This window comes from Isoalcanivorax indicus, assembly GCF_003259185.1.
Lineage (GTDB): Bacteria > Pseudomonadota > Gammaproteobacteria > Pseudomonadales > Alcanivoracaceae > Isoalcanivorax > Isoalcanivorax indicus.
The window spans coordinates 1,055,609-1,082,413 of the sequence record NZ_QGMP01000001.1 but is presented as its reverse complement, the minus strand read 5'-3'; the positions used below and the strand labels follow the sequence as shown (position 1 = coordinate 1,082,413).

Below are 26,805 nucleotides of genomic sequence, written 5' to 3'. Positions count from 1 at the left end.
CACCCGGGGAGAAGGCAATGAACGCTTACATCATCAAAGGCTACGACCCCGGCACGCTGGTTGCCGAGACGGTGCCTGCGCCCGCTGCACCCGGCAAGCACCAGGTGCAGCTCGCATTGATCGGCACCTCCATCAATCCAATTGACACTCTGGTGGCCCGGGGCTACGGCGCGCCGCTGCTCAATCCCAAAGGGCATTTTCCCTTGATGCTCGGCAGAGATGCCGTCGCCCGCATTGTCGCGACCGGTCCGGGCGTTACGGATTTGCAGGCGGGCCAGCGCGTGCTCGTTGCCTCCTCACCCCGGATCGGTGGCACCTATGCAGACATGTTCAATCTGCCCCGCAACTGCGTAGCGCCCATCGGCCCCGAGCTCAGTGACACCGCCGCCGCTGGCCTGGGCTATGCCGGGCTGACCGCCCTGCAAGCACTGGCTGCGGTGAATCTGTCGGCGGACACCGCGCGCGGAAAACAGGTTTGCATCAACGGCGCCAGCGGCGGCGTCGGCTCCATTGCGGTGATCCTGGCGTTGCGCTGGGGTGCCACGGTGACCGCCGTGGCCTCGCGCCAGAACCGGGAATGGCTGCAACGCCTCGGCGCGCATGACATCGTCGATTACCGTGATCCGTCCGCGATGTCGGCGATCAACGCGGACATCATTATCAACTGCGCCACCCCGGCCGGTGACAACCGCGCAAATGACCCCTTGATGGACGTATTACAGCGCCGCAACTCACCGGGCCGGGCCTATGTCACCACCAGCAATCCCTTACTTGGCTCTGTCAGTGACAACGGGGTGGTTCGCGGCCTGGCGGGCAGCGGCAAGACCTACCTGAAGAAACGCCTCGCCGCGCGTCAGCATGGCATTCGTTACCGTTGGGTGTTGTTCAAGGAAAACCCCCGGCAGCTTGAGTACCTGGGACGGTTGTTCGCGGATGGCGCGCCCGACATCGTCGGTGCCTGTTATGCCCTCAGCGCATTGCCGGAGGTGTTCAATGATCCGGCGGCGCTGCGCGCACCGGGGAAGACCGTCTTTATGAACACCCAGGCCTGACTGCCCGCATCATGGAAACCCGTCTTCCGGCAGGCGCGGTTAGCGAGTGGCGCACATGGCGATTTGACAGGAGAGCCACCCGTGAGTACATTGTACTCACCTTGACGCAATGGGACCCAAAAGGGCCCGGGATGCGAACCATGAACGCGCCTTCTGTAAGCCCCTCTCGTAAAGACGAACGGGTAAACTTGCGCATTGACGCCAAAACCAAGGCGCTATTGCAGCAAGCCGCCGAAATCAACGGCTCGCGCTTGACGGAGTTTCTGCTGACCACAGCAGTGACTCGGGCCCAGCGTCTGCTCAGCCGGACCACCGTCACCCGCGTGAGTGATGACGAGTTCTATCGGGTGCTGGACGCCATCGACAATCCGCCCGCGCCCACCGACTATCTGGTCGACGCGCTGCGATAGGTAGCTGCGACAGCCAACCGGACCTCCAGCCACAAGGACCGTGACGGAGAACACAGCAATGCCCCCTTCACCCTTTGAGATTGTCACTTTCGACAAGACCAGGCACGACCGCCGTCACTTCGACTGCGGCGTACACAGCCTCAACCACTTTATCCAAAGGCAGGTGTCCCAGGATGCCCGCCGCAACCTGAACCGCTGCTACGCCGCCACCCACATCGACCACCCCGGCCGGTTGTCCGGCTACTACACGCTCTCCTCCCACAGTGTCGAACCCACCGACCTGCCCCACGACCAAGCCAACCCGCCCTACCCCAGCATCCCCGCCGCCCTGATCGGGCGCCTGGCCACCTGCCAATCGTTCCGGGGACAAGGTTTGGGCAAAGCACTGGTGGCAGACGCCATCAAACGGCTGGTGACACTGCGGGAATCGCTGGGTGTCTCGCTGATCATCGTCGACCCGCTGGGCGAGGATGTGGTGGCGTTCTATGAACGGTTCGGTTTCGAAGAGGCCGACGCCGGTTTTTTGTATTTGCCGATGAAAACGGCGATGGCCGCCGTGGCGAAGGCGGCGGTTCGCGGCTGACACCGCTGCCAAGGGGCGCTCCAGGAACGCCCCTTGGTCTGAAGCGTTTGCCCGCTCAACCATTGCAAGGCAGCAATGGCTCGACATCAAACTGTTCCTGCATGCCGGCGCTGAGCGCCTGCGAAATGTGCTGCCCTGCGAGGACCAGTTCGTCCTGCCAGTTAACGCGGATCAACTCCTCCAGTGTCTCCACAGCCCAGTCGAACGACATGCCGGCCTGCTGCGCCACGTCTTCCGCGAACGCCTCGACATCCCAGGCACCCCAATGGCCGAAGTCCAGTGACAGGTCCAGCCGCACGGCCGGTCTCGCCCCGGCAGTGCATTCGGCGCCGTCGGCTGTCAGGCGGCTGCGCATTCTCACGGTGGTGGCTTGCGACGACAGTGGCGACATGCCGGATTCGCAGTAGGCCTGGCCGCCGCTGGTGCGGCAGAGTTCCCACACCACCATGGCGGTGAGGCCCTGGTGCAGGTCGCCCAGGGTATCCATGCCCGTCACCATATCCTGGGTCATGAACGGCATGCTCGAGCGCGTCATCTGCATGCGCTCAAGCCCGTGCAGGGAGACGATATTGAGCTTTGCCGTGTGAGAGGGTTGCGGCCAGGCACAGGATTCGTAGCACATGTCCACGTCGTCCTCACAGGGGTGCGCGCAGGACACGCCGGGCGTCAGCAGGTTTTGTGTCTCGCAGTCCAGCACCAGGGCATCACAGTAACCTTTGGCCAGCGAACACCCGTCTTCACATTCCTGGCGCGTCTCGTTGCTGGATTCGCTGTACATCGCATAGAACTGGTCGCAGGGGTCGATATGCGCCATCTGCGACGAGCCCGGTGCGCACACGGGGGGCGGGAAGCTCTCGAAATACAGGCCGGTATCCGGGTCTGCCAACTGGCCGAACGCCTCCGCCATGGCCGCTGTCACCGCCGCTTCGAGCTCGTCCACCCGGTAGCCGGACCAGGCGGTCTGCGGCATGGGCCAGAGTGCATCAGGGGCGGGTGGCGTAGACGTCAGTTCCGCCACATGCAACGTCAGCCCTGAGACCTTGCTGTCCGTCGTCCGGGCCTCAACGCCGATGATGACGTAGGGCCAGTGGCCGTTGAGCTGCTTGAACGGGTCCGGGTTGAAGGTGCCGTCTTTCTTGCCGTCGTGCTTGACGTGGCTTTTGGCGGTGTCCAGCAGAAACTCGGGCGCGAGCACATCCACCTCTGTGGCCAGCTCACCCCAGGCCAGCCCCAGCCCCACCACATCGTTACTGCTCACTTTCATCTGCACACCTGCCGCGACGCGGTTGGTGCTTGCGGCATCCAGTGACACCTGTCGTGTCACGGAACCACAATCCTGCGGCGATTCCACGATACGGGTATTGGCCAGATCACGCAGATCGACAAAGCGTGCGCGCAGGCAACGCAACTTGTCGTTGCCGACGCGGGCGGACAGGCCGTCCAGCACCCAGTAGCCGGTGTCGTCGCCAGCGTTCTCCCCGGCACTGTAGCCCGGCGCCAGCACACGCTGCTGATAGCCCGCGTTCTTGACCTGGATGGTCCTGGGATGGCGCCACATCAACGGCTCGTCCAGTACCGCGCGATCCGAGGCGACGCTGGTGGTGGCCAGACTCGTTGTGGACAGGCTCTGGACGGCATGCTTCGAAAACAGTGCCGGTGCCGGTTCGTGCCAGGCCAGGCCATTGCGGAGCGCAAACAGCAAGCCAACCTGCTCCCCCCAGACCAGCGCGCTGGTGTCGACAAACGTCACGCCCGGTGACAGCGGCAGCGCGTCGGTCTCGGACCAGACGACGTCCGGGAAGGTTTCGCTGGCCTCCAGATCACGCAACAATTGCTGCCCGTCCACCAGCATCCTCAAGCGTTGCGCGCGCAAGGCATCGACCACCACCGGCACGCTCACTTTCAGGTCGTGGCACACGCGGGTGTGTTCGTCCTCATCGAAGCCGGCGGGGCAATGAATGCGCTGGGAGCGCACCGTGGCAGGAATCAGGGCACGCCCCAGCCGGTCCACGATTTCATCTTCCACCTGGGCCAGCAGTGCGGCGTCATCCTCACTCAAACCGACCGTCAGGACCATACCGGCCTGCGTCGGGTGTTCTTCTGTCGCGTCGCCGGTGCTGTTGCCGGAACTGCCACCGCACGCGGACAGCAGCATCGCCAGACTCGCCACCAGCAGCGTCATGCCTTTTTGATTTTTCATTTTCATTCCCCCCAAAATCATTCGCACGACAGTATGGGTATGTCGGCGAGCATGACGTTCAGCTCACCGGTCAACATATCGGTCATGTCGTCCAGCAGCTTTTCATATTCGTTCTGCAGGCTCGGCACCTGGAACAGGTCATCCAGGCTCTCACCCAGCCAGGCCAGCGAATCATCCACCACCCCGAGCACGTCGCCGATAAAGCCGTCGATGTCCCAGACGCCCAGATCAATCACGTCGATGGCGGACACCGTGAGGAACAAGGCACCAGACTCGCCGGGCACACATTGCGTGCCGTCCACCTTGGCGCGAATCCGGAACTTGAGCTTGTCGGTCCTGATGGTGGTGGTATCGGAAACGACGATGCCGGGGTCCTGCTGCAGCCGCCAGTAGACATCGGACGCCAGACCGTCCTCCACGATGGCCCTGGTCTCGATGCTGAGACTCGGACCGCTTGAAAGGTAGGGAATCTCGGTGCCGGCAAAGTGCGTGCCTGCCAGGCCCTTGACGTTGCGGATATCCACTTCGGCAGAGCCGGTCACGTTGAGGGTCATGCTGTCATAGCATTTATTGCGTTCTTTCTTGCAGGTCCCCGGATCGAAAATACCCACCGTTCCCATACACAGCCCGTATTCGGTTTCACAGATTGCGACGTCAGCCCAACCCGCCAGGATATTTTCGGAGTAGGAATCTTTTGCCCCCAGATTCCCGCAGAAGCGAATGTGATCAATCGTCGAGGCACAATCCGGATAGAGTTCAAAGTTCATCTCCGTCGCCAGCACGGGATAGACCTGGTTCAGAATGTCGGTGGCCGCCTGTTCGATCGTCTCAATCGTGTGCCCGTACCAGAAATCGCTCTTGTCCGGTGCGGGCGAGCTCAGGTAGCCCAGATGCAGGGTCAGGCCAGACACCTTGCTGTTGGTGGTGCGCGCCTCGACCCCGACAATCACGTAGGGCCAGCTTTCATCCAGATAAAATGCATCCGGGGCCCAGGTACCCGAGGAGGTGCCGTTCTGGGCGACGTTTTTCTTGCCGTCGACATTCAGCAGAAAGTCGGGAAAGTGGTCCTTGTCATCCCGGATCCACACCGTCGGGTTGCCCCAGGCCAGGCCCAGCGCCTTGACGTTGTTGTCGCTGACTTTCATGTTCATGCCGACCGCGACCTGGCTGGTGTCCAGCTGCACCTCACGTTCGGTCGAGGAGCAATCACCCGAGGTGACCACGTCCATGACGTTGCCGAAATGGCCGCTGTCGCCATTGAAGGTGGCCAGGTCGTGGAAGACGCCCCGCAGGCACGTCAGGCCACCTTTCGATACCCGTGCGCTGAGGCCGGTGAGCACCTTGGTGCCCACACCACTGCCCTCGTGGTAACCGGGGGCCAGCACGCGCTGCTGATAGCCTTCGTTCTTGGTCGTCGTCGTGATCGGGTTCTTCCAGATCAGTTCGGGCACGCGCTGCAGCGCCGCCCCCTCGTCGCTGCTGCTGGTGGCCATGCGTGGCATCGCCGACATCGCCAGCCATTCCTCTTCGGTAATCGCCGACATACCGCGCAGCGCAAACAACATGGCGTATTGCGGGGCCAGGGTGCCTTTCTGGTCTACGAAGGTAATCTCCTGCAGTGCTTCGTGATCCGCGAGCCGCGCCGCCAACTGCTCTGAGGCCACCACCTCGCGCAATGTCGCCAGCCGGTACGCCTGGAAGGGTGCCGACATGGCAATGCGCACCCAGATATCGAAACAGGCCCGGGTGCCGCCCAGCCCGGTACCGCGCGGGCAGTGCGTACGCACGACGCGATGACCGGCATGAATCGAGTGCTCGGCGAGCAAGCCGACCAGGGCATCCGCCGCCTGTTCGGCCAGCAGGCTGTTGTCCTCGCGCAGCCCCACCTGCAACACCAGGCCCGCCTGCCAGGGCGCCTCGCCCTCGTCTGTCTCCGCCGTTCCGTTGCTGCCACCGCCCCCACAGGCGCTGAGCAGCAGCCCCACCCACAGCAAGGCGGCGTATCGATGAATGGCCATGCCTCTTCCCCCCACATATTGAAATATCGGTTTATCGGTTTGCAGGGAGTATCGGCGCGTGCGTGCTGCAGGGGCATACCATGAAGGGGGTATACTGATTCGCACACTGATCGGGCAGTGTGTGACGACCAACAAGGGCGAGACCTCGATGACTGACGCTGCCATCCCCCGCATTCTCCTGCTGGAGGACGATACGCCGCTGCGCGAGCGCTTCGCCCGCATTCTTGACGCCTGGCCGGACGGGGAGCTGGTGGCGGCCTGTGCCACCTTGAAGGACGCCCTGACGGTACTGGCACAGCAGCCGGTGGATCTGCTGATGACCGATCTGAACCTGCCGGATGGCCACGGCATCGAGGCCATCCGTCTGCTGCGCCAGCGCCACCCGGATGCGGATGCCATGGTCATTTCCGTGCTGGCCGACGACGAGACGGTGCTCTCTGCCATCGAGGCCGGTGCGGTGGGTTATCTGCTCAAGGATGCTGATTCCATCGAACTGGTGGAGGCCATCAAGTCACTGCGCGCCGGCCACTCGCCGATTTCCTCCTCGATTGCCCGTATTCTGGTGCGGCGCATGGGGACGCCGGTGGTCAATCCCGAGGGCCCACAGCTGACGCCCCGTGAGACAGAAATCCTGCGTGGCATCGCCAAGGGCTTTACCTATGCCGAACTGGCGGAATGGCTGAACATCTCGCGCCAGACGGTGCCGGTGCATATCAAGAATATCTATCGCAAGCTGGCCGCCAACAACCGTTCCGAAGCGGTCTACGAAGCGTCTCGGCGGGGCCTGATACGATTGTGATGCGCAAACTGGGGCTGGGGGTGTTGTGGGGGCTACTGGCCTGGCTGGCCAGCATGCCGCTGTGGCTGGAACAATCCGAGCCGGATATCCCCGCGATCACCCAGGCGCTATACAAGGACGACACGACCTGGCAGGCGGTGTCGCTGCCACGCGCCAGACGGCAAGCCGGGCACTGGGAGCATTACCGCATCACCGTGCCGCTGGACGAGATCAACGACCGCTACCTGTTTATCCCCACCATCAGCCAACGCGCCATCGTCACCCTCGCGGGCGAAGAAATCGCCGACACCGAGCACCGCACCACCATGATCGGTCTGGCCTCCGGCATCACAGCCCTGGTGCCTCTGCCCGCCCGCTTGCTGACGCCTGGCGATAACGTCATCGATATTCAGCTGCAATCCATCGGGCTGGTGCCCGCTTACCTGTCACCGATGTATGTGGGCAGCGCCGAGCAGCTGACGCCCTATTACCGCAGCCGGGTATTTCTGCTGGAATACCTGCGTCTGATGGTGCCCGCCGGTCAGCTCCTGATGGCGCTCGTCGTCCTGGTGCTGTGGCTGTACCGCCCGCAGGACGCCCTGTTCGGCTGGCTGTCCCTGCTGCTGGTGACGTCCATGTTCATTTATCTGGGCATGATGCGGGACCTGCTGCCGCGCCTGCTGGATCTGATGCCTTATCTGCACATGATCGGCTCGGCGGCCAGCGCGATACTGGTGATTATTGTGTTGCTGATTGCGGGCATACCGCCGCCCCGCTGGCTGAAGCTGACAGCATTGATCGTCCCGCTGGTCTGCATTGCACTCGGGCTGTCAAACCTTGTGCCCGCACCACAGCTGGTCATGTTCGTTAATGCGCCCCTGAATATTCTCGGCTCGCTGATCAGCCTGGGCATCACGGCGTGGGCCGCACTGGCGCGGCGTAGCAGTGAAGCCTGGTTACTGCTGCTGCCGCTGCTGCTGGCGGTACTGGCCGCCTTGCACGACTATGCCGTGATCAGCGCCCGCCTGGACGGCCCGATTTTCCTGTCGGTGTATTATCGCCCGGCGCTGATGATCGGTATCGCCATGATTCTGATGCGGCGGCTGGGCGTCAGCCTGAACCGGCTGGATGACGTCAACGCCTGGCTCACCCAGCGCCTCACCGAACAAGAGCGCGAACTGGAACGCCTGCACGAAGAAGAGCGCCGGGAAACGGCACGCCGGGCGCTGGGCAATGAACGCCGACGCCTGACCGCCGATCTGCACGACGGCCTGTCCGGCCACCTCGCTTCGATCATTGCCCTGTCCGAACGGGAGAAATCCGACCAGGTGGAGCGCGCAGCCCGTGAGGCGCTGGAAGATCTACGGCTGGTGATCCACTCACTGGATATCCAGGACCGCGAACTGCCGGTGGCGCTGGCGGGCCTGCGCGAACGCCTGGAACGGCAGCTCAAGCGCATGGGGGTCACGCTCGACTGGTCGATGGCGCGCTTGCCCGAAATTACCGGGGTCACCCCCTCACAGGCGCTGAACGTGCTGCGCATTCTTCAGGAAGCCATTACCAATGCCCTCAAGCACGGCCAGGCCACCCGCATCCAGGTGTCCGGCAGCGAGAACGGCGAGCACCAGGCGCGCATTGATGTGATCAACGACGGCACGCCCTTCCCCCATGACCCGGGCCGCCACGGCACCGGCCTGATCAACATGCGTCGCCGGATACGGCAGCTTGGCGGCCACATAGACATCGCGCCGTTGGCCACCGGCACGCGCCTGACACTGCTGCTGCCGCTGCAATTACCGGAGTCCCCCGCCTGAGAGCTGCCGTGCGGCCTGCACGGCATAGAGCATCGCCACCGCCTTTGCTATGCTCCCCCTCTTCACGGCGCCGCCCTGGCGGCCAGCGCCCGATGGACCATGTTTCCCGTTTCCGCACACAAGGCAGACCTCGCAACCATGTCAAAGGACGATCTCAGCGCGCACACCCCGATGATGCAGCAATACCTGCGCATCAAGGCCGAGCACCCGAAACAGCTGATTTTCTACCGCATGGGCGACTTCTATGAGCTGTTCTTCGGCGATGCCGAGAAGGCCGCGCGGCTGCTGGATATCACGCTGACCGCCCGGGGCCAGTCCAGTGGCAAACCGATCCCCATGGCCGGGGTGCCCTACCACGCTGCCGAGGGTTATCTGGCGCGGCTGGTGCGGCTGGGTGAGTCGGTGGTGATCTGCGAACAGTTCGGTGATCCGGCCACCAGCAAGGGCCCGGTGGAGCGGCGTGTGGTGCGCATTGTCACGCCAGGCACAGTCAGTGACGAAGCACTGCTGGATGAGCGCCGCGACAACCTGCTCTGTGCCTTGGCGCGGCATGATGATGCCTGCGCCGTGGCCAGCCTGGATCTGGCCGCCGGGCGCCTGCTGGTCACCACCGTGCAGGGCGACGAAGCGCTGCTGGCCCAGCTGGAACGCTGGCAGCCGGTGGAGTTGCTGTACAGCGAAGACGCGCTGCTGCCCCAGCCCCTGCGCGAGCGCCCCGGCTACCAGTCGCGGCCGGTGTGGGAATTCGACGCGGAGACCGCGAAGCGGCAATTGTGCCAGCAGTTCGGCACCCACGACCTGTCCGGTTTCGGTGATCCCTCCGCGTTGGAGATCGCTGCCGCCGGTTGCCTGATGCAGTACGCCCGGGACACCCAGCGCACCGCCCTGCCCCACATTCGCGGCCTGCGCCGTGAATCCGCCAGCGCGGGCATCCAGATGGATGCGGCCACGCGGCGTAATCTGGAGCTGGTGCAGACGCTGGATGGCCGCGACACCCACACCCTGGCCTGGGTACTGGACAGTACTGTCACCGCCATGGGCGGGCGCCTGCTGCGACGCTGGATCAACCAGCCCCTGCGCGACCGGGAGCGGCTGGTCGAGCGCCAGGGTCGGGTCGCGCGCCTGCAACAGGGCTGGCTGTTCGAGTCGCTGCGCCAGGTGCTCGAAGACGTGGGCGACATGGAACGGATCCTCGGCCGCGTGGCCCTGCGCTCGGCCCGGCCGCGCGATCTCACGCGCCTGTGCCGGAGCCTGCACGCGCTGCCGCAACTGCATGCCCAGCTGGACGACAGCGATCCGGTGCTGGGCCCCCTGAAACAGGCGCTGACCCTGTTCCCGGAAGAAGCCGACCTGCTCAGCCGGGCAATCATCGAAAATCCGCCCATGCTGATCCGCGATGGCGGTGTTATCGCAGCGGGTTACAGCCCGGAGCTGGACGAGCTGCGCGCCATCAGCCATAACGCCGGTGACGTGCTGATGGATATCGAGCGCCGCGAGCGCGAACGCACCGGGCTGGCCACCCTGCGGGTCAAGTACAACCGGGTGCATGGTTACTTCATCGAGCTGTCGCGCCGCGATGCCGAGCAGGCACCGGTGGATTATGTCCGCCGGCAGACCATGAAGAACACCGAGCGCTTTATCACGCCGGAGCTGAAGACCTTCGAAGACAAGGCGCTGTCGGCCAACAGCCGCGCGCTGGCGGTGGAGAAGGGGCTGTACGAGGCCCTGCTGGAAACCCTGGCCGACAAGCTCGGCGCCTTGCAGGACAGCGCCATGCTGCTGGCCGAGCTGGATGTGCTGTGTTGCTTTGCCGAGCGCGGTGAAGTGCAGGGCTATGTGACGCCACAACTGGTGGACGAGCCGGTGATCGAGATCACCGACGGTCGCCATCCGGTGGTCGAGCGGGTGCTGGACGAGGCCTTTGTGCCCAACAGCCTGCACCTGGACCGCGAGCGGCGCATGCTGATCATCACCGGGCCGAACATGGGCGGTAAATCCACCTACATGCGGCAGACGGCGCTGATCAGCCTGATGGCGCATATCGGCTGTGGCGTGCCCGCCGCCAGTGCGCGCATCGGGCCGCTGGATCGCATCTTTACCCGTATCGGCTCGTCCGATGATCTGGCCGGGGGCCGCTCCACCTTCATGGTGGAAATGGCCGAGACCGCCAATATCCTCAACCACGCCACCCGCGAGTCGCTGGTGCTGATGGACGAGATCGGCCGTGGCACCAGCACGTTCGATGGCCTGGCGCTGGCCTGGGCGGCGGCGCAGCATCTGGCCACGTCGCTGGGCGCCTTTACGCTGTTCGCCACGCACTATTTCGAGCTGACACAACTGGCGGCAGAACTGCCTGGTGTCTTCAATGCCCATCTGTCGGCCAGCGAGCACGGCGACAACATCGTTTTCCTGCACCGGGTGCAGGAAGGGCCCGCCAGCCGCAGTTACGGGTTGCAGGTGGCGCAGCTCGCGGGCGTGCCGCCGACCGTCATCCATGCCGCGCGGGACAAACTGGCCGCTCTGGAAAGTGGCGCCCGGCTGCCCCCCGGGGCCGGGCCAGCGCCTGTTACCGTTTCGCCGCAACAGAATGATCTGTTCAGCAGTGGGCCTTCCCCTGCCGAAGTGGCCCTGCGCGAGGCGGACCCGGACAGCCTGACGCCACGCCAGGCGCTGGACCTGCTTTACCGGCTGAGGGATCTGCTCTGACACGCCCGGCCCGCCACGCCATTACCGGGATGTCAATCCCGCCACAGGGCGAATGGGGTAAACTGGGATCATTGATGGGGCAACAGGGCCTGTTCAGACGCGGCCTGACTGGCTAGACTAGCGCCGCCCCGAGAAAGCACACCACGAGGACTGGCTATGACATTCGTAGTAGGCGAGAACTGCATCAACTGCAAACACACGGACTGCGTGGAAGTGTGCCCGGTGGATTGCTTTTATGAAGGCCCGAACTTTCTCGTCATTCACCCGGACGAGTGCATCGACTGTGCGCTGTGTGAGCCGGAATGCCCGGTGAATGCCATCTTCTCGGAAGATGAGTTGCCGGAAGACCAGAAGGAGTTTCTGGAGATCAATGCCGATCTGGCAGAAAAGTGGCCGAACATCACCGAGATGAAGGATGCCCTGCCGGATGCGGAAGAGTGGGACGGTGTGCCCAACAAGCTCGAGAAACTGATTCGCTGAAAGCCGGAAAAGGAAAGGGCGGCATCCTGCCGCCCTTTTTTTCGAGTGTTCCCTACCCGTTTGCGCTCACCTCGACATCCGTGTCCGCCATCCGTTGCAGATCCTTGTGCACTGCACTCCGTGCGACACAGGAGCATCATAGCAAGCTCGCAAGCGGTGTGGACGCTTCTGCAGAAGATTTAACAGTACCTTGCAATTACAATTCTCGCTGAAAACTTTAAATATCAACAATTTACAGTGTATTCTCTCGATCTGAGAGCCGCTTTCGCACAAGAAAAAACAGCTATTTCCTACACTTCATGTAAGAAATCTCTTACACGAAGCCTGCCCGAATGCCCTGACCCACGCCTCCCGTAGCCACCGCGCAGCCGTGCTTACAATTCGCCGCACCCGGTATGCATGTCTTTACATTATGCCAGCCTGATTTAACAGCGCGCCGCGCGAGGCCCGGTTAGCATTATTCCATAGCAAGTCACTGCTCCAGCGCACCACGGCAGTGCATGATCCCCCCAAGGCGCTATGAAAGATAGCGCTCACAACCCCCCCTCTCCCCCCACTTTGGAGAGGGGTTTTTTTTGCCCCTCAATCCTGTTCCGTAAGCAATGCGGTCAAGGCAGCCGCTGCCACCCGCATCGCCGCCTCCAGATCGCTGAGCAGCCGGTCCGCCACCACCACCTGGCGCCGGGCCCTGTCTTCCAGTTCAGCACACAAGCGGGCGACCTCCACGGCCCCCAGATTGCTGCTGCTTCCCTTGAGCGTATGCGCCGCGCGCCGCACGCCCTCGGCCGCATCAGTGGCCCCGTGAGGCGCAGACTGGGCCTGCGTCAGGTCCCGCAGCTCCTCGAGCCGCACAGCGGCGTCGCGCAGGTACGCCTGCACGAGCACGGGGAACTCCGCCCCCATGATGTCGCGCAATTCCGCAATCAGTTGCCGATCCAGCACGCCGGCATCCTCCATCTCCCCTCCCTCACCAGGCCTTACAGGTATCCCGCCTCACGCGCCCGGCGTACTGCGTCCATGTCATCCACGTCCCAGCGTGCAGGCAGCAAGGCCACGGAGCCCAGTGCACGCAGGCCTGTCAGTGTGTCGGCCAGCGCATGGGCGCCGCCAAACCGCGTGCCCGACAGGCAGGGCGCCCCGTGCCAGGCTGACGGCCTGGCACTGCCGATCAGCACATAACCGCCATCTTCTGCCGGGCCCAGCACGAAATCATGCATGGCCAGCGCCGCAAACGCCATGCTCAGGTAGTCACTGTCCAGCACCGCACAATCACTGCCCACCAGCACTACCCGCCGGTAACCCGCCGCATGAGCACTGGCCAGCGCGTGTTGCATCCGCCATCCCAGATCGCCGGGCACCTGGGGTAACCAGGTCACGTTCGCCCCTGGCACCATCGCCTGCAAGGGGCCGCTATCGCCCTGTACGTGGCATCGCAACGGCCAGGGGCCCGCCGTGCAGGTCTTCAGGGTTCGCGCCACCAGCGCCTGATGCACGGCAGCGGCCCCCGCAGCGCCCAGCGCGGGCCGCAATCGCGTCTTCGCCTGGCCGCTGCTGATGTCCCGGGTCAGCATCACCAGCGCTGCCTGATCGGCGGCGCCCTGGTCACCGGAAGGATCTGAACCGGGATAATAACGCGCGTGCAGTTGCGCCGGTGCCACGCCGCGCCAGTAAGCCCAGCGCAGGCGCCACATCAGGACGATGGTGCGCCAGCGCCCGTGCGTTTCCCAGCGCCGGCTGTCGACGCCCAACGCAGGGCCCAGCACCACCGGACGGCTGCGGGCGCGCAGTTGCTTGCACAGGGCGACATCCTCCATCAACGGTATGTCCGGATAACCGTCACAGACCTGGAAACTGTCCCGTGATACCAGTAACCCCTGATCTCCGGTGGCGACCGCCGTCAACCGCGCCCGCCAGGTCATCATCCTGCCGACGATGGACAGCAACAGGCCAGGCCCGCTCAGCTGCACCCGGAAAAAGGCCCAGCCACTGCGGCGGGCCCGGCAGCAGGCCTCCAGGGCGTGGATATGCGCGTCACCGAATTGCGTATCTGCATGCAGGAACCACAACCAGTTCGCCCGCGCATGCGCCGCGCCCCGGTTCATCTGCCGCGCCCGCCCCGGCTCGCTGTACAGCACCTCATCGGCCAGCGGCGCGGCAACGGCAGGGCTGCCATCACTGCTGCCGCCGTCCACCACCAGTACCTCTACGCCCCGCGCTCGCCACGCCTGCAGCGGCGCCAGTGTGGCCGCCAGACGGGACGCTTCATTGCGCACAGGAATAATGACGGAAAGCCAGGGCGGCGTTATCACGGATCGGGTCATGACGGGCATCAACACCTCGGGGGCCTCACAATAGTCGGGGTGGCACTATTTCGCCACCCCGCTACAATCCCGTTCCAGTGCCCTGGTAGCTCAGTTGGATAGAGCAAGCGCCTCCTAAGCGCTAGGTCGGAGGTTCAAATCCTCTCCGGGGCACCATTTTCCCCTTCGCCATACGGCGCCTTTGACGCTTTTTTTCAGACCGACCACAGACAGCGGCCAGGCCACGGCGTACGCTGAAACCATCCATTCCGGGCAAACACAGGGAGAACCACAGATGACCAATGTCTTCGGTCTGATCGTGCTGGCGCTGGTGATTTACGCGATCGTGATGATCATCCAGTCTCGTGCAGGCACAGCGGAGAAAGTGCTGTGGGCGCTGCTTGTCGTCCTGCTGCCCGTGCTCGGCCTGATTATCTGGGCACTGCTTGGCCCGGGCAGCCCGCTGAAACGATGACGTCGGAAACGGTGCCCCTCAGGGCCATCCCGGGGGCGCCTTGATATCCGGGTGATAAGGCCGCTCGGGCAAGGGTGTCTGATTGATCATGCGATTGAGGCGATACAGGGAAAAATACGGAATATCGCGCAACAGCATGTTGGACAGCCACCCGGGGATCGCGCCGCCGGGGTCAGCGGTCACTTCAAAGGTCACCGCCACCAGCGGCGCCTCGAGCGGCGTGAAGCGCAAGGTGCCGACCATTTGCGGCATGCGCACATAGCCCGGCGACACGGGCCCGGGCCGATCGATATCGTCGTACTGCAAGGTCAGGGTGTAATCGTCCGGGTCCTGATGCAGACCGATCTGCAGCACAACATCGCGATTACGCACCGGCCACGGAAGATGGGTGGTCAGGTACAGATCGCGGTCGTGGTCGTGACGCCGGTCCAGCTCCGTGATGGCCGATACCATATGCATCCAGGCCGCCACCGCCTCATAGTTGTCCAGTCGCAGGGCAATACCGCGAAAGTCGTCAATGCGCATCTGCATCTCGCCACGAAACGCACTGACCCGCGACGCCTCGCTGCTGGCCGCGAACACACGGATACCCTCACGATCGGTAATCAGCCGCCAGTCGACCGTTTCGGCCAGGCCCCCCGCCCGGGCACCCGCTGTGCCGGGGCTGATCATTATGATGCATGCCAGGGCGTGCAATACGGCGCCTGCTGGCAGCCAGCTCAGCCGCTTCACTCCACCTCCAACCCCATAGCGCACCGTTTATCCGATGCATTGTCACTGCAATGGTCCCGCGCCCGTTCGGCGTGTCAGACGATGCAGCCGTTCTTATTGGTTTATCCATGATGGCATATTGACATTATGATTGCCTCAGTAGCGCATACCCACCGACCAGGCCGCCACGGCGGCGCTCACCAGCGCCACCACCAGCAGTTGCGTCTGCTGCTTGCGCGCCTGGTACCAGCTTGCGGGCCACAATGCTTTCTGTGAGGGCAAGGCTTCGATCAACGCCAATAGCAACACCGCCACCAGCAGCGTGATGCCGCCAGCCGCCACGGGCATCAGCGGCGCTGCGGCTGCAGGAAGCAGCGGCAACATCAGGGCCAGCCCCAGGCCCGGCGCCTGTGTCTGTCCCTGTGCCTGTCCCTGCGCCTGCACCTTCCCATCGGCCGTATCCTCGGCAAACAGCGGCGCCAGATACAGCCCCGCCAGCAGCCACAGATACAACGCCACCAGCAGATTAACGCCCTGACCAAGCCACAAACGGCCATCCCCTTCCGGCAACCAGGCGCAGATACCCAGCACCACGATCAGCAGCACCAGGCTGTAACAGACCTTCAGCAGTGTCGCCGCACGCGGCGGCAATACCTGCCCCTGTTCAAGTCGCACGTCTGTGATCTCCCGTCTGGCGGTTACAAATAAGGCTCGAGCACGTAGGCAAACCCGTTGCGCAGGCGCCGCAGATAGCCTTGGGACTGCATGTCTTCCAGGCTGACCCGGCGGGCATTGGCGCGACGGATATCCATCTGCCGGTTCAGGGTTTCCGCCAGGGCTTCGTCGTAACATTCCAGATCGAACTCGAAGTTCAACCGCAAGCTGCGCGCATCCCAGTTGCCTGAACCCAGCAGACTCCAGTTACCATCCACGGTCATAACCTTGGTGTGATCGAACGGCTCGGCGGAGAAATACAGCTCGCAGCCGTCGCTCACCAACCAGGGCAGCATGTGCAATGAAGCCCAGTGCACCAGGCGCATGTTGTTGCGCCCAGGCAGAATCAGTTCCACCCGCACCCCGCGCATGCAGGCCAGTTGCAACGCGGTCAGCAACGTCTGGTCCGGCACGAAATAAGGCGTCACGATACGCACCTCGTGCTGGGCGCTACCGATGGCCGCCAGCAGGGTCAGGCGCCGTTTGCCCAGATCCGCATCGGGGCCGGCGCTGATCCCGCGTGCCAGCACCGGGCCGCAGTCCAGTGCCCCGGCATAATCCGTATTCAGGTGTTCACGACAGGTGAAGTACCAGTCCGCCGCGAAACTGCGCAGCAGATGCTCCACCACCGGGCCGTCGATGCGCGCATGCAGGTCGCGAATGGTGGCGGGCTGGCTGATGTAGCCCGCACGCAGGTTCATGCCCCCGGTAAAGCCGATCTGGCGATCCACGATCATCACCTTGCGGTGATTGCGCAGGTTCATGTAAGGCATCCGCCAGGGGGCGAGCGAGTACAGGAAACGCTCCACCAGCACCCCGCGACGGCGCAGCCGACGGACAATAGACGGAAAGGTATAGAGCGCTCCCATCCCGTCGATCAGGACCCGTACCTGCACGCCACGCCGGGCAGCGGCGGCCAGGGCGTCCACCAAGGGCCGGCCAGCGGCATCATTGCCGAAAATGTAGGTGGCCAGGTAGACCGAATCCTCCGCTGCCTCAATGGCGGCCACCATGTCATCCAGTGCGGCGGGAGCCTCGAGAGTGGTCACGGCATTGCCGTTCAGCAACGGCAGGCCCGTCAGACGGCCAGACAGTTCGGCAAGGGTATGCAGATGGCCGGGGCGAGGGCGCGGCTGGATCACCGGCACCAGATCCACCGACGTGCCCGTCACATCCGGGGATAACTGCCGGGCACGACGCTGGATGCGATTAACGCCCAGCAGCAGATAGAGGGCCGCACCAATCAGCGGCAACAGGAAAATCAGCCCGGTCCACGCTGCTGCGGCACGGGCGTCACGTTTGTTGAGTACCGCATGAGACACGGCCAGCACCGCCGCCAGCAGGCTGAACCCTGCCACCAACCCGGGCCAGTACTCATAAAGTTGTTTGCCAATGGGCGTCAAGAACCCCCAGACACGCTCGGTCTGTTCCACCCTGCTACTCTCCTGATGGTCTCCTGATGCTCTCCCGCTGCTCCCCTGCCGGGGGCTTGCAGCCGCCTATTGTGTCATATCCGTCCGTTTACCGGTGAAAAGCGATGACAAGCGCCAGAAAACAGATTAAAAATAGGGGCGTTATAAAGCACACGAGCCAGCAAGGTTATGGGACGCCACCAGCACTTCGACGATTACGATCAGGACGAATGGCAGGAACACCACGAGCGCGAGGCACGGCAGAAGCAACGCCGTGATGCACAGCGCAAGCGCCATCAGGACGAGACACCCGCAGTGTCTCCCGGCTCCGAGCGGCGCGGCCGCCGCGACGACGCCGATTACTGATACGGATCATCAATCCGCAAAACGCGCCGCCAGAGCATCCAGCACGGCCAGCGCCGGCGCATCGGCAGCGTGCAATCGGTAGCCAGCGTGTCTGCGCCGCCCGGCGTCGCGTTGCCAGCGCAGGCTGGCCGCCACGCTGACCTGCCGTTGGCCGTCGATAGGCCAGGGCAGGTTCAGGGTGAGCCAGACCGGATCACCTTCACAGGCCGGCGACTCGCCGGATACGCAGAGCCCTCCCAGTGACAAGTCCACCAGGTGGCCCAGAACACGGCCGCTGTCCCGCTCAAGCACGCGCACATTGACCTTCAGATGATCCCGATGCAGTCGCTGGTGCATGGCACACCCTCCTCCATCTTTGCATCCCAGTTTCCGCCTGCTTGCGGTACCATTCAAGGTATACGTTCCCGCCATCATGTGCGCAGGTGATTGCCATGGCAGATCATGACCTGGACCTGTTCCGCTCGGAGATGGGCGATGTCAAACCGCTGGGCCCGGATGACCGGGTCGTCGGCAGCGCCCGGCGCGCGCCCTCACCCGCCCAGTTGGCGCGTCGGGACGCCGCCATCCGTGACCAGCTCCGTGACCCCAACCCCCTGACAGTGCCCGACCATGTCGCCGAAATCGGCCCGCACGACATCGTCGGCCACCGCAAGAACGGCGTGCAGGAAGGCGTGTACCGAAAGCTGCGACTGGGCAAGTATGACATTCAGGCGAAGCTCGACCTGCACCGCATTACCCTCAGCGATGGCCGCAAGCTGGTGCACGATCTGCTCACCCAGGCCCACCAGCGAGGCTTGCGCACCCTGCTGATTACCCATGGCAAGGGGCTGCACAGCCCGCAGCCCGCGCGCATGAAAAGCTATGTGATGCACTGGCTGGCTGAATCGGATCTGGTGCTGGCGTGGCATTCGGCGCGACCGGAACATGGCGGCGCCGGGTCCACCTATGTGCTGGTGCGCAAGTCCACCGAGGCCAGCCTGCGCACCCGGGAAACCTACGCCGAACGCAGCCGCCGACAACGCGGCGGCTGAAGCCTCAGCGGCGCAGCCGGTTCATGCCATTGATCGCAGCCACCCGATAGGCTTCTGCCATGGTCGGATAGTTGAAGGTCGTTTCCACGAAGTAACGCAGGGTATTGTGCGGTGCCGGTTGCGCCATGATGGCCTGACCGACGTGGACAATTTCCGTCGCCTGATAGCCGAAGCAGTGAATGCCGAGCAGCTCCAGCGTATCGCGGTGAAACAGCAGCTTGAGCATGCCCGCCTTTTCCCCGGTAATCTGTGCACGGGCCAGATTCTTGAAGAAGGCCTGCCCTACTTCGTACGGCACCTTCGCCTCCGTCAGTTCGTGCTCGGTACGGCCCACTGAGCTGATACCGGGAATGGTGTAGATGCCGGTGGGCACATTGCTTACCTGACGCGGTGTCTCGCCGCACAGGCTGGCCGCGCAAAAACGCCCCTGGTCGTAGGACGCACTGGCCAGCGATGGCCAGCCGATCAGGTCGCCCACCGCATAAATGCCCGGTGCAGCGGTCTGGTAGGCCTCATCCACCTGCAGCTGGCCCCGGCCATTGGCTTCGAGGCCGACGGTCTCCAGCCCCAGGTCACGGCTGTTGCCACTGCGGCCGTTCGACCACAACAGCGCATCGGCCCGCAGACGCTTGCCCGATTTCAGCAGCAGCGTGACCCCATCGTCATCGGCCTTGACCGCCTCGTACTCTTCACCGTGCCGGATGGTACAGCCCTGCTCGCGCAGGTGATAACTCAGCGCATCGGAAATTTCGGCATCCAGGAAATCGAGCAGATGCTCGCGGCTGTTGACCAGGTCCACTCGCATGCCCATGCCGGTGAACAGGCTGGCGTATTCGCAACCGATGACGCCCGCACCATAAATGATGATGTTGCGTGGGGTATGGTCCATGTCGAGGATGGTGTCACTGTCGTAGACGCGCGGATGATTGAAATCCACGTCCTCCGGGTGATACGGGCGCGAACCCGTGGCCAGGATGATGTAGCGGGTTTCCAGCAGCCACTCGCGGTCCTGATGATCCTGCACCTGGACACGCCCCTCTCCGGCAATACGCCCCCGGCCCTGAAACACCTGAACCCGGTTGCGAAAATAGAACCCGGAGCGCACCCGGACCTGGGCACCAATGACATCACGGATCTTGTTGACCAGTTGCGGCCAGCCAACGTCCGGCATGTCTGCCACGCCTTGCAGCAGCGGGTTGCGTTGATGGCGAATGACCTGACGCACCTGATGGCGAAGCGCCTTGGAGGGGATGGTACCCAGGTGGGTGCAGCTGCCGCCCACCTGGGCCTGGTCTTCGATCATGGCCACCTTCATGCCGTCTTTGGCGGCACGCATGGCGGCGGCCTCCCCTGCCGGACCACTGCCAATGACAACCAGGTCCCAACCGGAAGAGGTATTCATACTGCGCTCCTGTGCCATCATTCAACGATGGCGACATTATACGCAGCTTGTCACCTTACCTGCATTCGACCTTGGGCAGGCAGGTCAACATGGCGTCCGCAAGCGTCGGCGCCAACCGCCAAGAAGCACCAGCCACAGCATCAGCAACCCGGCCGGCCCCACCAGCTCACCGCCGGCCGCATTCTGCTGCGGGAAGGTGATCTTGAAACGCACGTCGGACGTATCGCCGCATTCATCACGCAGCTGCACGGTGAAGGTGTCGGTGAAGCGCTTGCTGTTATCGCCGTGGCGATAGGTCACCGTGAAATTCACATCGTCAAAAATGACCCCCGTGCCTTCAATGGTGTTGTCCAGCGCCCGGCGCGCAAACAGCGGTGAGGCATTTTCACGCAGGCGCATGCCGACGATACTGAAATCCGACTCGCGCACCCCTTCATCCAGCAGGTGGATGGTGACATCCCCGCCCGGCTCGATATGACGGGTGATTACCGTACGCGGCACAATAGGCGGCACATTGCTGATGGAGACCTCGACCATCGCCGACACGGTTTCCGGAGTATCGTCCCAGACCCGCGTTTCCTCGCCGGTATCCGGATCGGTCACCAGGGTATAACGGTCCACATCCACCGCGTAACGGAAACGATCCTTGAACGGCAGATCGCCACAGGTCACGAGGGGCGTCGGCTGGCGGAAGCGATACACCACCACGCAATCATCATCGCGTCGCGTGTCCGGGTCATCATCTGCATTGTTCTGCGAACCATCCAGATTGAGCCCCATGCCGCATTCGCGGATCGGGTCATCAATATCGGCGGCGTAGTGCTCGTATTCGTCACCGCTGGAGAGCACCTGTATCACATCATCGTATTGCAGCTGCACGCTTTCGTCGTCTTCGGGGTCAGCACGACGCTGGCGTACGAACGCCTCGCCAACCGTTTCCGCCAGCTCATCGCCGTCACCCGTGATCAGCGTCAGGGTACCGCGGCGCAGAGCAATGCCGTCTTCGCCGGCAATATCGTTGCCGAGCACGTCCAGGCGCACGGTGCGGGTCCGGCGGTTGGCGTTGTTGCCCTGATCATCACGCGCCGTCGCCTGCTGGAATTCAAAGGCACCCCGGTCACAGCGGTCCCCCGCCGCGCGGGACCGGCCGCGCAGATCGGTGCTGCGGCAGGCATCAACACTGCCCGTACCACTGGACAGGTCCGCCGGGTTGGCGGCATCAACGATCAGATCGTCGTCGGTATCCGTGATCGGCAAATGCGGTTGCAACCAGTCTTCTTCGGCAACCTCGTCCGCCACCACCAGCACACCGTTATTCAGCGACGTCACGATGCCGGCACGCGCGCCGGTCTCGTTGCCGGTGTTGCCATTGGCCGCAGTGGGTTCACAGGAGGGATCGATGGCATCGGCAAACAGGTTGTACACACTGCGCGTCAGACGCCGGTCGCCCAGGCTGCAGGCCTGACTCGTCGCGGCGAGTATCGAATTCGACAGGGTAATGTTGCCCGCTTCCACGTTCGGATCTGCCGGCAGGTTGCCCAGATCCATCTGCGCCGGACCACTGTTGTCCACCATCGTGGCGCTGATGATGTTGGCGTTACCGGCATAGCCGTTGAAATCGATGGCCGCGCCACCCTGCACGGCGCTGTTGCCGACAAAGGTGTTGTTGATCAGCCGCGTGCGCATACGCTCGCCACCGCGAATATCCAGCGCGCCCCCCATGTCGCCGGCACTGTTGTCCGCAAAGGTACTGTTGCTGATCTCCAGGTCATGATCCTCGCGCTGCGCCACCATGGCGAGGGCGCCGCCGTGACCACTGGCCTGGTTGTCCACAAAGAAGGATCGCCGGATGACCACCTGGCGCCGCTCATCAGCGCTGAAATTCAGATAGACAGCCCCGCCATTGACGGCACTGTTGTCCTCCAGCCGGACGTTGTCCAGCATCAGACTGGTGAAGGCCTGGATGGCACCGCCGTTACCCGACTGGGCGTCGCCGCCACGCAGCGTCAGGTTGCGCAGCGTCACGCGACTGCGATGTTCCAGCAACCGGAAAGCGCCACCCGCCTCGATAAACGTCTTGTCCGGTCCCTCGCCCTCGATGATGACGCGGTTGTTCTGTCCTACCTCAAGCGGCGCCACCAGCGTAACGGTGCCCGCCGGCAACACAATCCGGTCTTCCCCGGTCATGCCATTGGCGCAGCCGGTACTGTTGGGCAGCTTGTCGATGGCGCTGAGAATCGCCTCACGCAGGCTGCACTGCCCTGCCACCGGCTCGGGGTCCGTCTCGTCGGTCAACTGATTGACGCGAATTTCCGCCGCATTGACCAACGTCGGCAAGCCGAACAGCGCCACACAGGCCAGCAGCCCGACCGGTATACGACGGTGGGCGCGCCCACACCGCAGCAACCCTGCCAGCACCAGACCCAGCAACCAGAACGGCTGTACGCCACCAAAGTCATCGATATTGCGGCTGCGGGTCATGCCGGTTTCGGGGCGAGCCAGCACGGCCACCCGGGCGCCGATGTTGTTGTCGCCGAAGGTCTCACCCACGATGGCGTCGCGGTTGACCTGATAGGCAAAGAAATCGTAGCCGTCGTAATGGCGGGTAAACTGGTATTCCAGACGCGGATAACCATCATCATCGATGACGGGGGTCATCACCGCATCGCGGGTGGAACGCTGTACCACCCACAGGCAGGGCGTGCCCGGCGCCAGCAGACCGCAGTCGATCGTACTGTCACGCAGGTCATTGGCCACCACATCAAGCAGTTCCGTGCGGCCAATCACCAGGTTGATGCTATCCGGCTCGCCCTGTGCCCGACGGAACTCGAACGCACCGATATCGCAGCGGTCCTCGCGACGGAAACCGCGCTGGTCATCCGACTCACACACAAATTCGGCGCTGGTTTCCGGGCTGCCGCCATCCACCAGACGGGGCAGACCATTCAATACCGGGTCTGCTTCAAAGTTGGGCAGAAAACCGGGCAGATCGAACCGCGCGTCTTCATCCGCGATCGGCTCACACCCTGCCCCACACGGGCCGTCCAGATTACGCAACACGCTGATATCCGCCGCGTTGGCATAACCGCTGTTGCCCGGAAACTGGAAGATGCCGGGATCGGGGCAGCCGGTATCACTGGTTGCCGTATACGCAAACAGTATGCCCTCCGTGACACTGGGCTCGAGCCCGGCGCCCGCGCAGTCGCGCGGCAGATTCGCCACCAGCACGGTGTTGCTGACCACATCGCTCTCACCAATGCTGTCGATGAACAGGCCGCTGCCATCCACGTCGGCACTGCTGTTCTCCACCAGCGTCAGGTTGGCCAGGTCCAGAACCGGAGCACGGGCCGTCGGCTCATCGGGATCATCATCCTCCGCCATGCCCACATGGACAGCGGCGCCACCGGACCCGGCGGTGTTGCGCAGCAGGGTGCCGTTGGCCATCAACAAACGCGGGCTGCGAATACCACCCGGCAGGGCTACGCCGCCACCCTCGGTGGCAGCATGATTTTCCGCCATGTAGAAACGGCTCAGGGCGAGAATATTGCCGAAATCCTCGTACACCGCGATAGCCCCGCCCTGGCCTGCCGCCACGTTGTGGGTCAATCGGCTGTTCTGCAGCGTCACAGTGACGTTCTCGCGCACGAACAACGCGCCGCCGTGGCGCGCATGGCCACCCCGGAAGGTCACCGCGTTGCGCGCCGTCAGACGGCCGTCCAGCAACAGCAGGCCACCATCAGGCGGCAGGATTTTCGGAATGGTTTCGTCTTCGTCTTCATACTCGCCCGCGACAATCAACTCGTCCACAGGAACGTCGCAGGTGACGTCTGCCGGATCAGCCGGGGCACACCCGTGCAGCTCGACGCTGTCCAGCGTCAGGGCAGCATTGCGGCGCAGCCACAGCACACGCGCACCGCTGGCAGCACGAATCACCGGGTTCGGGGCATCCTCGTTGTCTTCATTACGCAGCAGGGTCTCGATCCGCACGGAGGGATTGATGGCGCGCTTCACCACCTTCTGCGGGCATTCAGTTTCTCCCGGAGGCGGATCATCGGGATCACAGCCATCCTCAGGCACGGGATCGCCCTCTGCATCCACCTGCGGCACGCCCTTGATGAATCCACCCAACACCAGTTGGCTGTCCAGCTGATAGACCTCACCGGCCTGCAGGCGAATCACATCATTGCCGGTGCCCGCCGGGCAGGCATTGCGTTCTTCCTGTTGGGTGATTGCTATAAACGCATCGCGCAGGGAGCATTCGTCCTCCTGCGAGACATCATCGGAAATGGAGATCAGGAACGTTGCTGCGTGCGCCCCGGTACCCAAGCAAAGCAGCAACCCCGCCATGAGGGGCCGCAACCTGCGATAAGTCATACTGTTCTCCCGCAGCGGTGGGCCGCCGCGCTCTATTGTTCTTGTTAGGTTTGTAGTTGTTATGTAAAGCGATCAAATTCTAGCCAGCGACTCCTGCGGTCACTGTTGTAGTTTTGTAAATTACCACCCCAGCACCTCCTTTACAAAGGGAATGGTCAGACGGCGCTGGCGAGCCAGAGCATGCTCGTCCAGCGTCTCCAGCAGCGCCATCAGGGCCGCCGGCGTGCGTTCACCGCGTTGTACGACGTAAGCCGCCACCTCATCCCCCAGCACCAGACCCCGGCGCCCGGCGCGACGTTGCAGCAGGTCGGCCAGCGCCGCGTCATCCGGTACGGCCAGCCGGTACACCGGCCCGGCGGCCAGGCGACTGGCCAGATCCGGCAGGACAAAGCCAGCGGCAACCGGCGGCGCGAGGGCCGCGAACAGCAGGCCGGCGCCCGCCTCGCGGCAGCGGTTATAGAGGTGAAACAGCGCCTCTTCCCACACCGGCAATCCGGCCAGGGCGTCCACATTGTCGATGGCCAGCAGGCCATACTGATCGAAGGCTTCCAGGACGTCCGGGGTCAGATGGGCCATCTCTTCCCCCGGCAGCAGGCAGGCCGCCACACCCTGCTCTTCAGCCCGCCGCACCGCCGCACTGAGCAGATGGGTACGGCCGGTGCCGGAAGGACCATGCAGGTACAGCTGCCCCCACTCCCCGGCCACCAGCGCCTGTACCGCTGCCGCCAGCCCCGGCGCCCCGGCATAGCTGTCCAGATCGAATCCCTCGCGCAGGCGCAGGGCCAGCGGTAATTGTGCGGTCATCGCGCGGGCGCCTCAGCTCGCACCCTGCCAGCACAGGCGCAGCACATCACTCACCGCACCGGGCTCAGGCAACAGGGTCGGCGCCTCACGGCAAGCGCCCAGATGGCGGTGCAGCTGCAGCAGACGCTCCAGCTGGGCCGTATCGCCGGAAAAATCCACCTGCAGGTTCATGGCGTCGCCGTCCAGCTTGGCCAGACGCACCGCCCGTACTCCCGCCTGCTGGCCCACAAACTGCTGCACGGTATGCCAGGTCTCGAGACGCTCGATGCCTTCGATACGCACCGTCAGGGCGCTGGCCTCCGCCCCGCCCCGCACGGCATAGACCTCCGCCAGGTAATCACTGACGGCGTCCGCCAACGCCGCACCCAGGGCCGCATCGCCGTCACCGCCGACTTCGCCACTGCGCAGGGTGTTGCCTTCCTGCAACAGCCGCCAGCGGGCGCCGGGGCGGCCACTGGTGTAGTACACCACGGACACCACCAGCGGTGCCTGATAACGCTGCGACGCGTTCTGGATCTGACGGTCGAAACGACCACGGATATCCGCCGCGCTGATGCGGGCATGATCTTCACTGTCCATCGCCGGCCACTGCAACGGCAGCCCACGCCAGGCGGCGCGCTCGCGCAACCCACGGGCAAAATCGCTGTCGCTCTGCGCCGAAACGATGTCACCCCGATCCGGCGCCGCCCACACCAGCACCTGGGGACGAGAACGGCCCCACACCGGCGCTCCGGCCCGCGCCAGTTGTTCACTGATACCGCGCACATCAAACCGTGCTTCCAGGGTCAGATCACCGTCACGACCGCTGTAGCTGAACTGCTCCACCCAACTGGCCGGACGCTCCAGCAATCCGGCGCCCCCCGGCAGGTCGGACACCGCCGTCTGCCCGCTGATACGCACCAGCATCACGGTCAGCGCCTCACGCAGCGCCTCGTTGCGCGCCCCGGCGCTGCGGTCGGCCACCGGCACCTGCACGGTGTTGAGGTTCACGGTCTGGGCGGTCGCGGGAGTCCCCATGGCCAGCAGCAGACAGCCCAGCAGGACCAGCCACACCGGCTGGCGGCGCAGAGACATGCGCGGGGAAAAAAAGGAGGCGCTTGGCAGGAAAACAGTGTGCGTCATGACGTATCCGTCCGGTTTGCGGCGAGGCTCATTATCCATATTTCCCACGGACG

The 26,805-nt window shown here is 63.8% G+C and carries 22 protein-coding genes and 1 tRNA gene; 11 read left to right on the top strand and 12 right to left on the bottom strand.

Annotation, left to right across the window (positions count from 1 at the left end):
* The first annotated feature begins 17 nt into the window (after positions 1 to 17).
* From DKW65_RS05025 to DKW65_RS05015, 3 genes are all read left to right on the top strand, one after another.
* Positions 18 to 1,052 carry an alcohol dehydrogenase catalytic domain-containing protein gene (locus tag DKW65_RS05025; RefSeq protein ID WP_111656231.1) on the top strand — a complete coding sequence of 345 codons (1,035 nt, stop codon included), beginning with the start codon at positions 18 to 20 and terminating at the stop codon, positions 1,050 to 1,052.
* Positions 1,053 to 1,192: 140 nt separating this feature from the next.
* Positions 1,193 to 1,462, top strand: a complete 270-nt coding sequence (locus DKW65_RS05020; protein WP_162925711.1) for a type II toxin-antitoxin system TacA family antitoxin — start codon at positions 1,193 to 1,195, stop codon at positions 1,460 to 1,462.
* 58 nt (positions 1,463 to 1,520) lie between these two features.
* Complete coding sequence (locus DKW65_RS05015; RefSeq protein WP_111656229.1) at positions 1,521 to 2,045, top strand: GNAT family N-acetyltransferase; 525 nt, start codon at positions 1,521 to 1,523, stop codon at positions 2,043 to 2,045.
* Between the two features lie 55 nt (positions 2,046 to 2,100).
* Here DKW65_RS05015 and DKW65_RS05010 read toward each other — a convergent pair whose 3' ends face one another.
* The gene (locus DKW65_RS05010; protein ID WP_162925710.1) at positions 2,101 to 4,245 is read right to left on the bottom strand and encodes a hypothetical protein; all 2,145 of its coding nucleotides are present in this window, start codon (positions 4,243 to 4,245) and stop codon (positions 2,101 to 2,103) included.
* 17 nt (positions 4,246 to 4,262) lie between these two features.
* A complete protein-coding gene (locus DKW65_RS05005) occupies positions 4,263 to 6,263 on the bottom strand; it encodes a hypothetical protein (protein ID WP_111656227.1) in 2,001 nt (666 codons plus the stop codon).
* 148 nt (positions 6,264 to 6,411) lie between these two features.
* Here DKW65_RS05005 and DKW65_RS05000 point away from each other — a divergent pair, with 148 nt between their 5' ends.
* The 4 genes from DKW65_RS05000 to fdxA all read left to right on the top strand — a co-directional run bounded on the left by DKW65_RS05000 (position 6,412) and on the right by fdxA (position 12,041).
* Positions 6,412 to 7,062 (top strand): response regulator, encoded by a 651-nt coding sequence (locus DKW65_RS05000; protein WP_111657523.1) that lies wholly within the window; start codon positions 6,412 to 6,414, stop codon positions 7,060 to 7,062.
* The gene (locus tag DKW65_RS04995; RefSeq protein WP_111656226.1) at positions 7,062 to 8,855 is read left to right on the top strand and encodes a sensor histidine kinase; all 1,794 of its coding nucleotides are present in this window, start codon (positions 7,062 to 7,064) and stop codon (positions 8,853 to 8,855) included. Before DKW65_RS05000 ends, DKW65_RS04995 begins: the two co-directional genes overlap by 1 nt.
* 138 nt (positions 8,856 to 8,993) lie before the next feature.
* Positions 8,994 to 11,561, top strand: coding sequence for a DNA mismatch repair protein MutS (mutS, locus tag DKW65_RS04990; protein WP_111656225.1), 2,568 nt, complete (start codon positions 8,994 to 8,996; stop codon positions 11,559 to 11,561).
* Positions 11,562 to 11,717: 156 nt separating this feature from the next.
* Positions 11,718 to 12,041, top strand: coding sequence for a ferredoxin FdxA (gene fdxA, locus DKW65_RS04985; RefSeq protein ID WP_111656224.1), 324 nt, complete (start codon positions 11,718 to 11,720; stop codon positions 12,039 to 12,041).
* A 582-nt stretch (positions 12,042 to 12,623) separates the two neighbouring features.
* Here the strand turns inward: fdxA and DKW65_RS04980 are convergent.
* Together DKW65_RS04980 and DKW65_RS15820 are read right to left on the bottom strand one after the other, a co-directional pair.
* Positions 12,624 to 12,998, bottom strand: a complete 375-nt coding sequence (locus DKW65_RS04980; RefSeq protein WP_111656223.1) for an Hpt domain-containing protein — start codon at positions 12,996 to 12,998, stop codon at positions 12,624 to 12,626.
* 20 nt (positions 12,999 to 13,018) lie between these two features.
* Positions 13,019 to 14,362, bottom strand: a complete 1,344-nt coding sequence (locus DKW65_RS15820; protein ID WP_162925709.1) for a TIGR04283 family arsenosugar biosynthesis glycosyltransferase — start codon at positions 14,360 to 14,362, stop codon at positions 13,019 to 13,021.
* 79 nt (positions 14,363 to 14,441) lie between these two features.
* On the opposite strand from DKW65_RS15820, the gene DKW65_RS04970 reads away from it, so the two are divergent.
* Both DKW65_RS04970 and DKW65_RS04965 read left to right on the top strand, forming a co-directional pair.
* Positions 14,442 to 14,518, top strand: a tRNA-Arg gene (locus tag DKW65_RS04970).
* Positions 14,519 to 14,636: 118 nt separating this feature from the next.
* Entirely contained in the window at positions 14,637 to 14,816 is a 180-nt protein-coding gene (locus DKW65_RS04965) for a PLDc N-terminal domain-containing protein (protein WP_111656222.1), read from the top strand.
* Between the two features lie 18 nt (positions 14,817 to 14,834).
* Here DKW65_RS04965 and DKW65_RS04960 read toward each other — a convergent pair whose 3' ends face one another.
* From DKW65_RS04960 to DKW65_RS04950, 3 genes are all read right to left on the bottom strand, one after another.
* Positions 14,835 to 15,548 (bottom strand): START domain-containing protein, encoded by a 714-nt coding sequence (locus DKW65_RS04960; RefSeq protein ID WP_162925708.1) that lies wholly within the window; start codon positions 15,546 to 15,548, stop codon positions 14,835 to 14,837.
* Between the two features lie 135 nt (positions 15,549 to 15,683).
* Positions 15,684 to 16,202 carry a hypothetical protein gene (locus tag DKW65_RS04955; protein WP_162925707.1) on the bottom strand — a complete coding sequence of 173 codons (519 nt, stop codon included), beginning with the start codon at positions 16,200 to 16,202 and terminating at the stop codon, positions 15,684 to 15,686.
* Between the two features lie 23 nt (positions 16,203 to 16,225).
* On the bottom strand, positions 16,226 to 17,674 hold the full coding sequence (locus DKW65_RS04950) for a phospholipase D-like domain-containing protein (protein ID WP_111656219.1): 1,449 nt from the start codon (positions 17,672 to 17,674) through the stop codon (positions 16,226 to 16,228).
* Between the two features lie 168 nt (positions 17,675 to 17,842).
* Here DKW65_RS04950 and DKW65_RS15815 point away from each other — a divergent pair, with 168 nt between their 5' ends.
* Positions 17,843 to 18,019 carry a hypothetical protein gene (locus tag DKW65_RS15815; RefSeq protein ID WP_162925706.1) on the top strand — a complete coding sequence of 59 codons (177 nt, stop codon included), beginning with the start codon at positions 17,843 to 17,845 and terminating at the stop codon, positions 18,017 to 18,019.
* 9 nt (positions 18,020 to 18,028) lie between these two features.
* On the opposite strand, the gene DKW65_RS04945 is transcribed toward DKW65_RS15815, so the two are convergent.
* The gene (locus tag DKW65_RS04945) at positions 18,029 to 18,355 is read right to left on the bottom strand and encodes a PilZ domain-containing protein (protein WP_162925705.1); all 327 of its coding nucleotides are present in this window, start codon (positions 18,353 to 18,355) and stop codon (positions 18,029 to 18,031) included.
* Positions 18,356 to 18,450: 95 nt separating this feature from the next.
* Between DKW65_RS04945 and smrA the strand changes: the two genes are divergently transcribed.
* Complete coding sequence (gene smrA / locus DKW65_RS04940; protein ID WP_111656217.1) at positions 18,451 to 19,050, top strand: DNA endonuclease SmrA; 600 nt, start codon at positions 18,451 to 18,453, stop codon at positions 19,048 to 19,050.
* Positions 19,051 to 19,054: 4 nt separating this feature from the next.
* On the opposite strand, the gene sthA is transcribed toward smrA, so the two are convergent.
* The 4 genes from sthA to DKW65_RS04920 all read right to left on the bottom strand — a co-directional run bounded on the left by sthA (position 19,055) and on the right by DKW65_RS04920 (position 26,752).
* On the bottom strand, positions 19,055 to 20,452 hold the full coding sequence (sthA, locus tag DKW65_RS04935) for a Si-specific NAD(P)(+) transhydrogenase (protein ID WP_111656216.1): 1,398 nt from the start codon (positions 20,450 to 20,452) through the stop codon (positions 19,055 to 19,057).
* 84 nt (positions 20,453 to 20,536) lie between these two features.
* On the bottom strand, positions 20,537 to 24,826 hold the full coding sequence (locus DKW65_RS04930; protein WP_162925704.1) for a CSLREA domain-containing protein: 4,290 nt from the start codon (positions 24,824 to 24,826) through the stop codon (positions 20,537 to 20,539).
* A 120-nt stretch (positions 24,827 to 24,946) separates the two neighbouring features.
* Positions 24,947 to 25,630 (bottom strand): DnaA regulatory inactivator Hda, encoded by a 684-nt coding sequence (gene hda, locus DKW65_RS04925; protein WP_111656214.1) that lies wholly within the window; start codon positions 25,628 to 25,630, stop codon positions 24,947 to 24,949.
* Between the two features lie 12 nt (positions 25,631 to 25,642).
* On the bottom strand, positions 25,643 to 26,752 hold the full coding sequence (locus DKW65_RS04920; RefSeq protein ID WP_162925703.1) for a DUF2066 domain-containing protein: 1,110 nt from the start codon (positions 26,750 to 26,752) through the stop codon (positions 25,643 to 25,645).
* Between the last annotated feature and the right edge of the window lie 53 nt (positions 26,753 to 26,805).

Excerpts from the sequence above, each read along its gene's own strand:
- DKW65_RS05025 (WP_111656231.1), top strand. The coding sequence starts at position 18 with ATGAACGCTTACATCATCAAAGGCTACGACCCCGGCACGCTGGTTGCC.
- DKW65_RS05020 (WP_162925711.1), top strand. The coding sequence starts at position 1,193 with ATGAACGCGCCTTCTGTAAGCCCCTCTCGTAAAGACGAACGGGTAAAC.
- DKW65_RS05015 (WP_111656229.1), top strand. The coding sequence starts at position 1,521 with ATGCCCCCTTCACCCTTTGAGATTGTCACTTTCGACAAGACCAGGCAC.
- DKW65_RS05010 (WP_162925710.1), bottom strand. The coding sequence starts at position 4,245 with ATGAAAAATCAAAAAGGCATGACGCTGCTGGTGGCGAGTCTGGCGATG.
- DKW65_RS05005 (WP_111656227.1), bottom strand. The coding sequence starts at position 6,263 with ATGGCCATTCATCGATACGCCGCCTTGCTGTGGGTGGGGCTGCTGCTC.
- DKW65_RS05000 (WP_111657523.1), top strand. The coding sequence starts at position 6,412 with ATGACTGACGCTGCCATCCCCCGCATTCTCCTGCTGGAGGACGATACG.
- DKW65_RS04995 (WP_111656226.1), top strand. The coding sequence starts at position 7,062 with ATGCGCAAACTGGGGCTGGGGGTGTTGTGGGGGCTACTGGCCTGGCTG.
- mutS (WP_111656225.1), top strand. The coding sequence starts at position 8,994 with ATGTCAAAGGACGATCTCAGCGCGCACACCCCGATGATGCAGCAATAC.
- fdxA (WP_111656224.1), top strand. The coding sequence starts at position 11,718 with ATGACATTCGTAGTAGGCGAGAACTGCATCAACTGCAAACACACGGAC.
- DKW65_RS04980 (WP_111656223.1), bottom strand. The coding sequence starts at position 12,998 with ATGGAGGATGCCGGCGTGCTGGATCGGCAACTGATTGCGGAATTGCGC.
- DKW65_RS15820 (WP_162925709.1), bottom strand. The coding sequence starts at position 14,362 with ATGACCCGATCCGTGATAACGCCGCCCTGGCTTTCCGTCATTATTCCT.
- DKW65_RS04965 (WP_111656222.1), top strand. The coding sequence starts at position 14,637 with ATGACCAATGTCTTCGGTCTGATCGTGCTGGCGCTGGTGATTTACGCG.
- DKW65_RS15815 (WP_162925706.1), top strand. The coding sequence starts at position 17,843 with ATGGGACGCCACCAGCACTTCGACGATTACGATCAGGACGAATGGCAG.
- DKW65_RS04945 (WP_162925705.1), bottom strand. The coding sequence starts at position 18,355 with ATGCACCAGCGACTGCATCGGGATCATCTGAAGGTCAATGTGCGCGTG.
- smrA (WP_111656217.1), top strand. The coding sequence starts at position 18,451 with ATGGCAGATCATGACCTGGACCTGTTCCGCTCGGAGATGGGCGATGTC.
- sthA (WP_111656216.1), bottom strand. The coding sequence starts at position 20,452 with ATGAATACCTCTTCCGGTTGGGACCTGGTTGTCATTGGCAGTGGTCCG.
- DKW65_RS04930 (WP_162925704.1), bottom strand. The coding sequence starts at position 24,826 with ATGACTTATCGCAGGTTGCGGCCCCTCATGGCGGGGTTGCTGCTTTGC.
- hda (WP_111656214.1), bottom strand. The coding sequence starts at position 25,630 with ATGACCGCACAATTACCGCTGGCCCTGCGCCTGCGCGAGGGATTCGAT.
- DKW65_RS04920 (WP_162925703.1), bottom strand. The coding sequence starts at position 26,752 with ATGACGCACACTGTTTTCCTGCCAAGCGCCTCCTTTTTTTCCCCGCGC.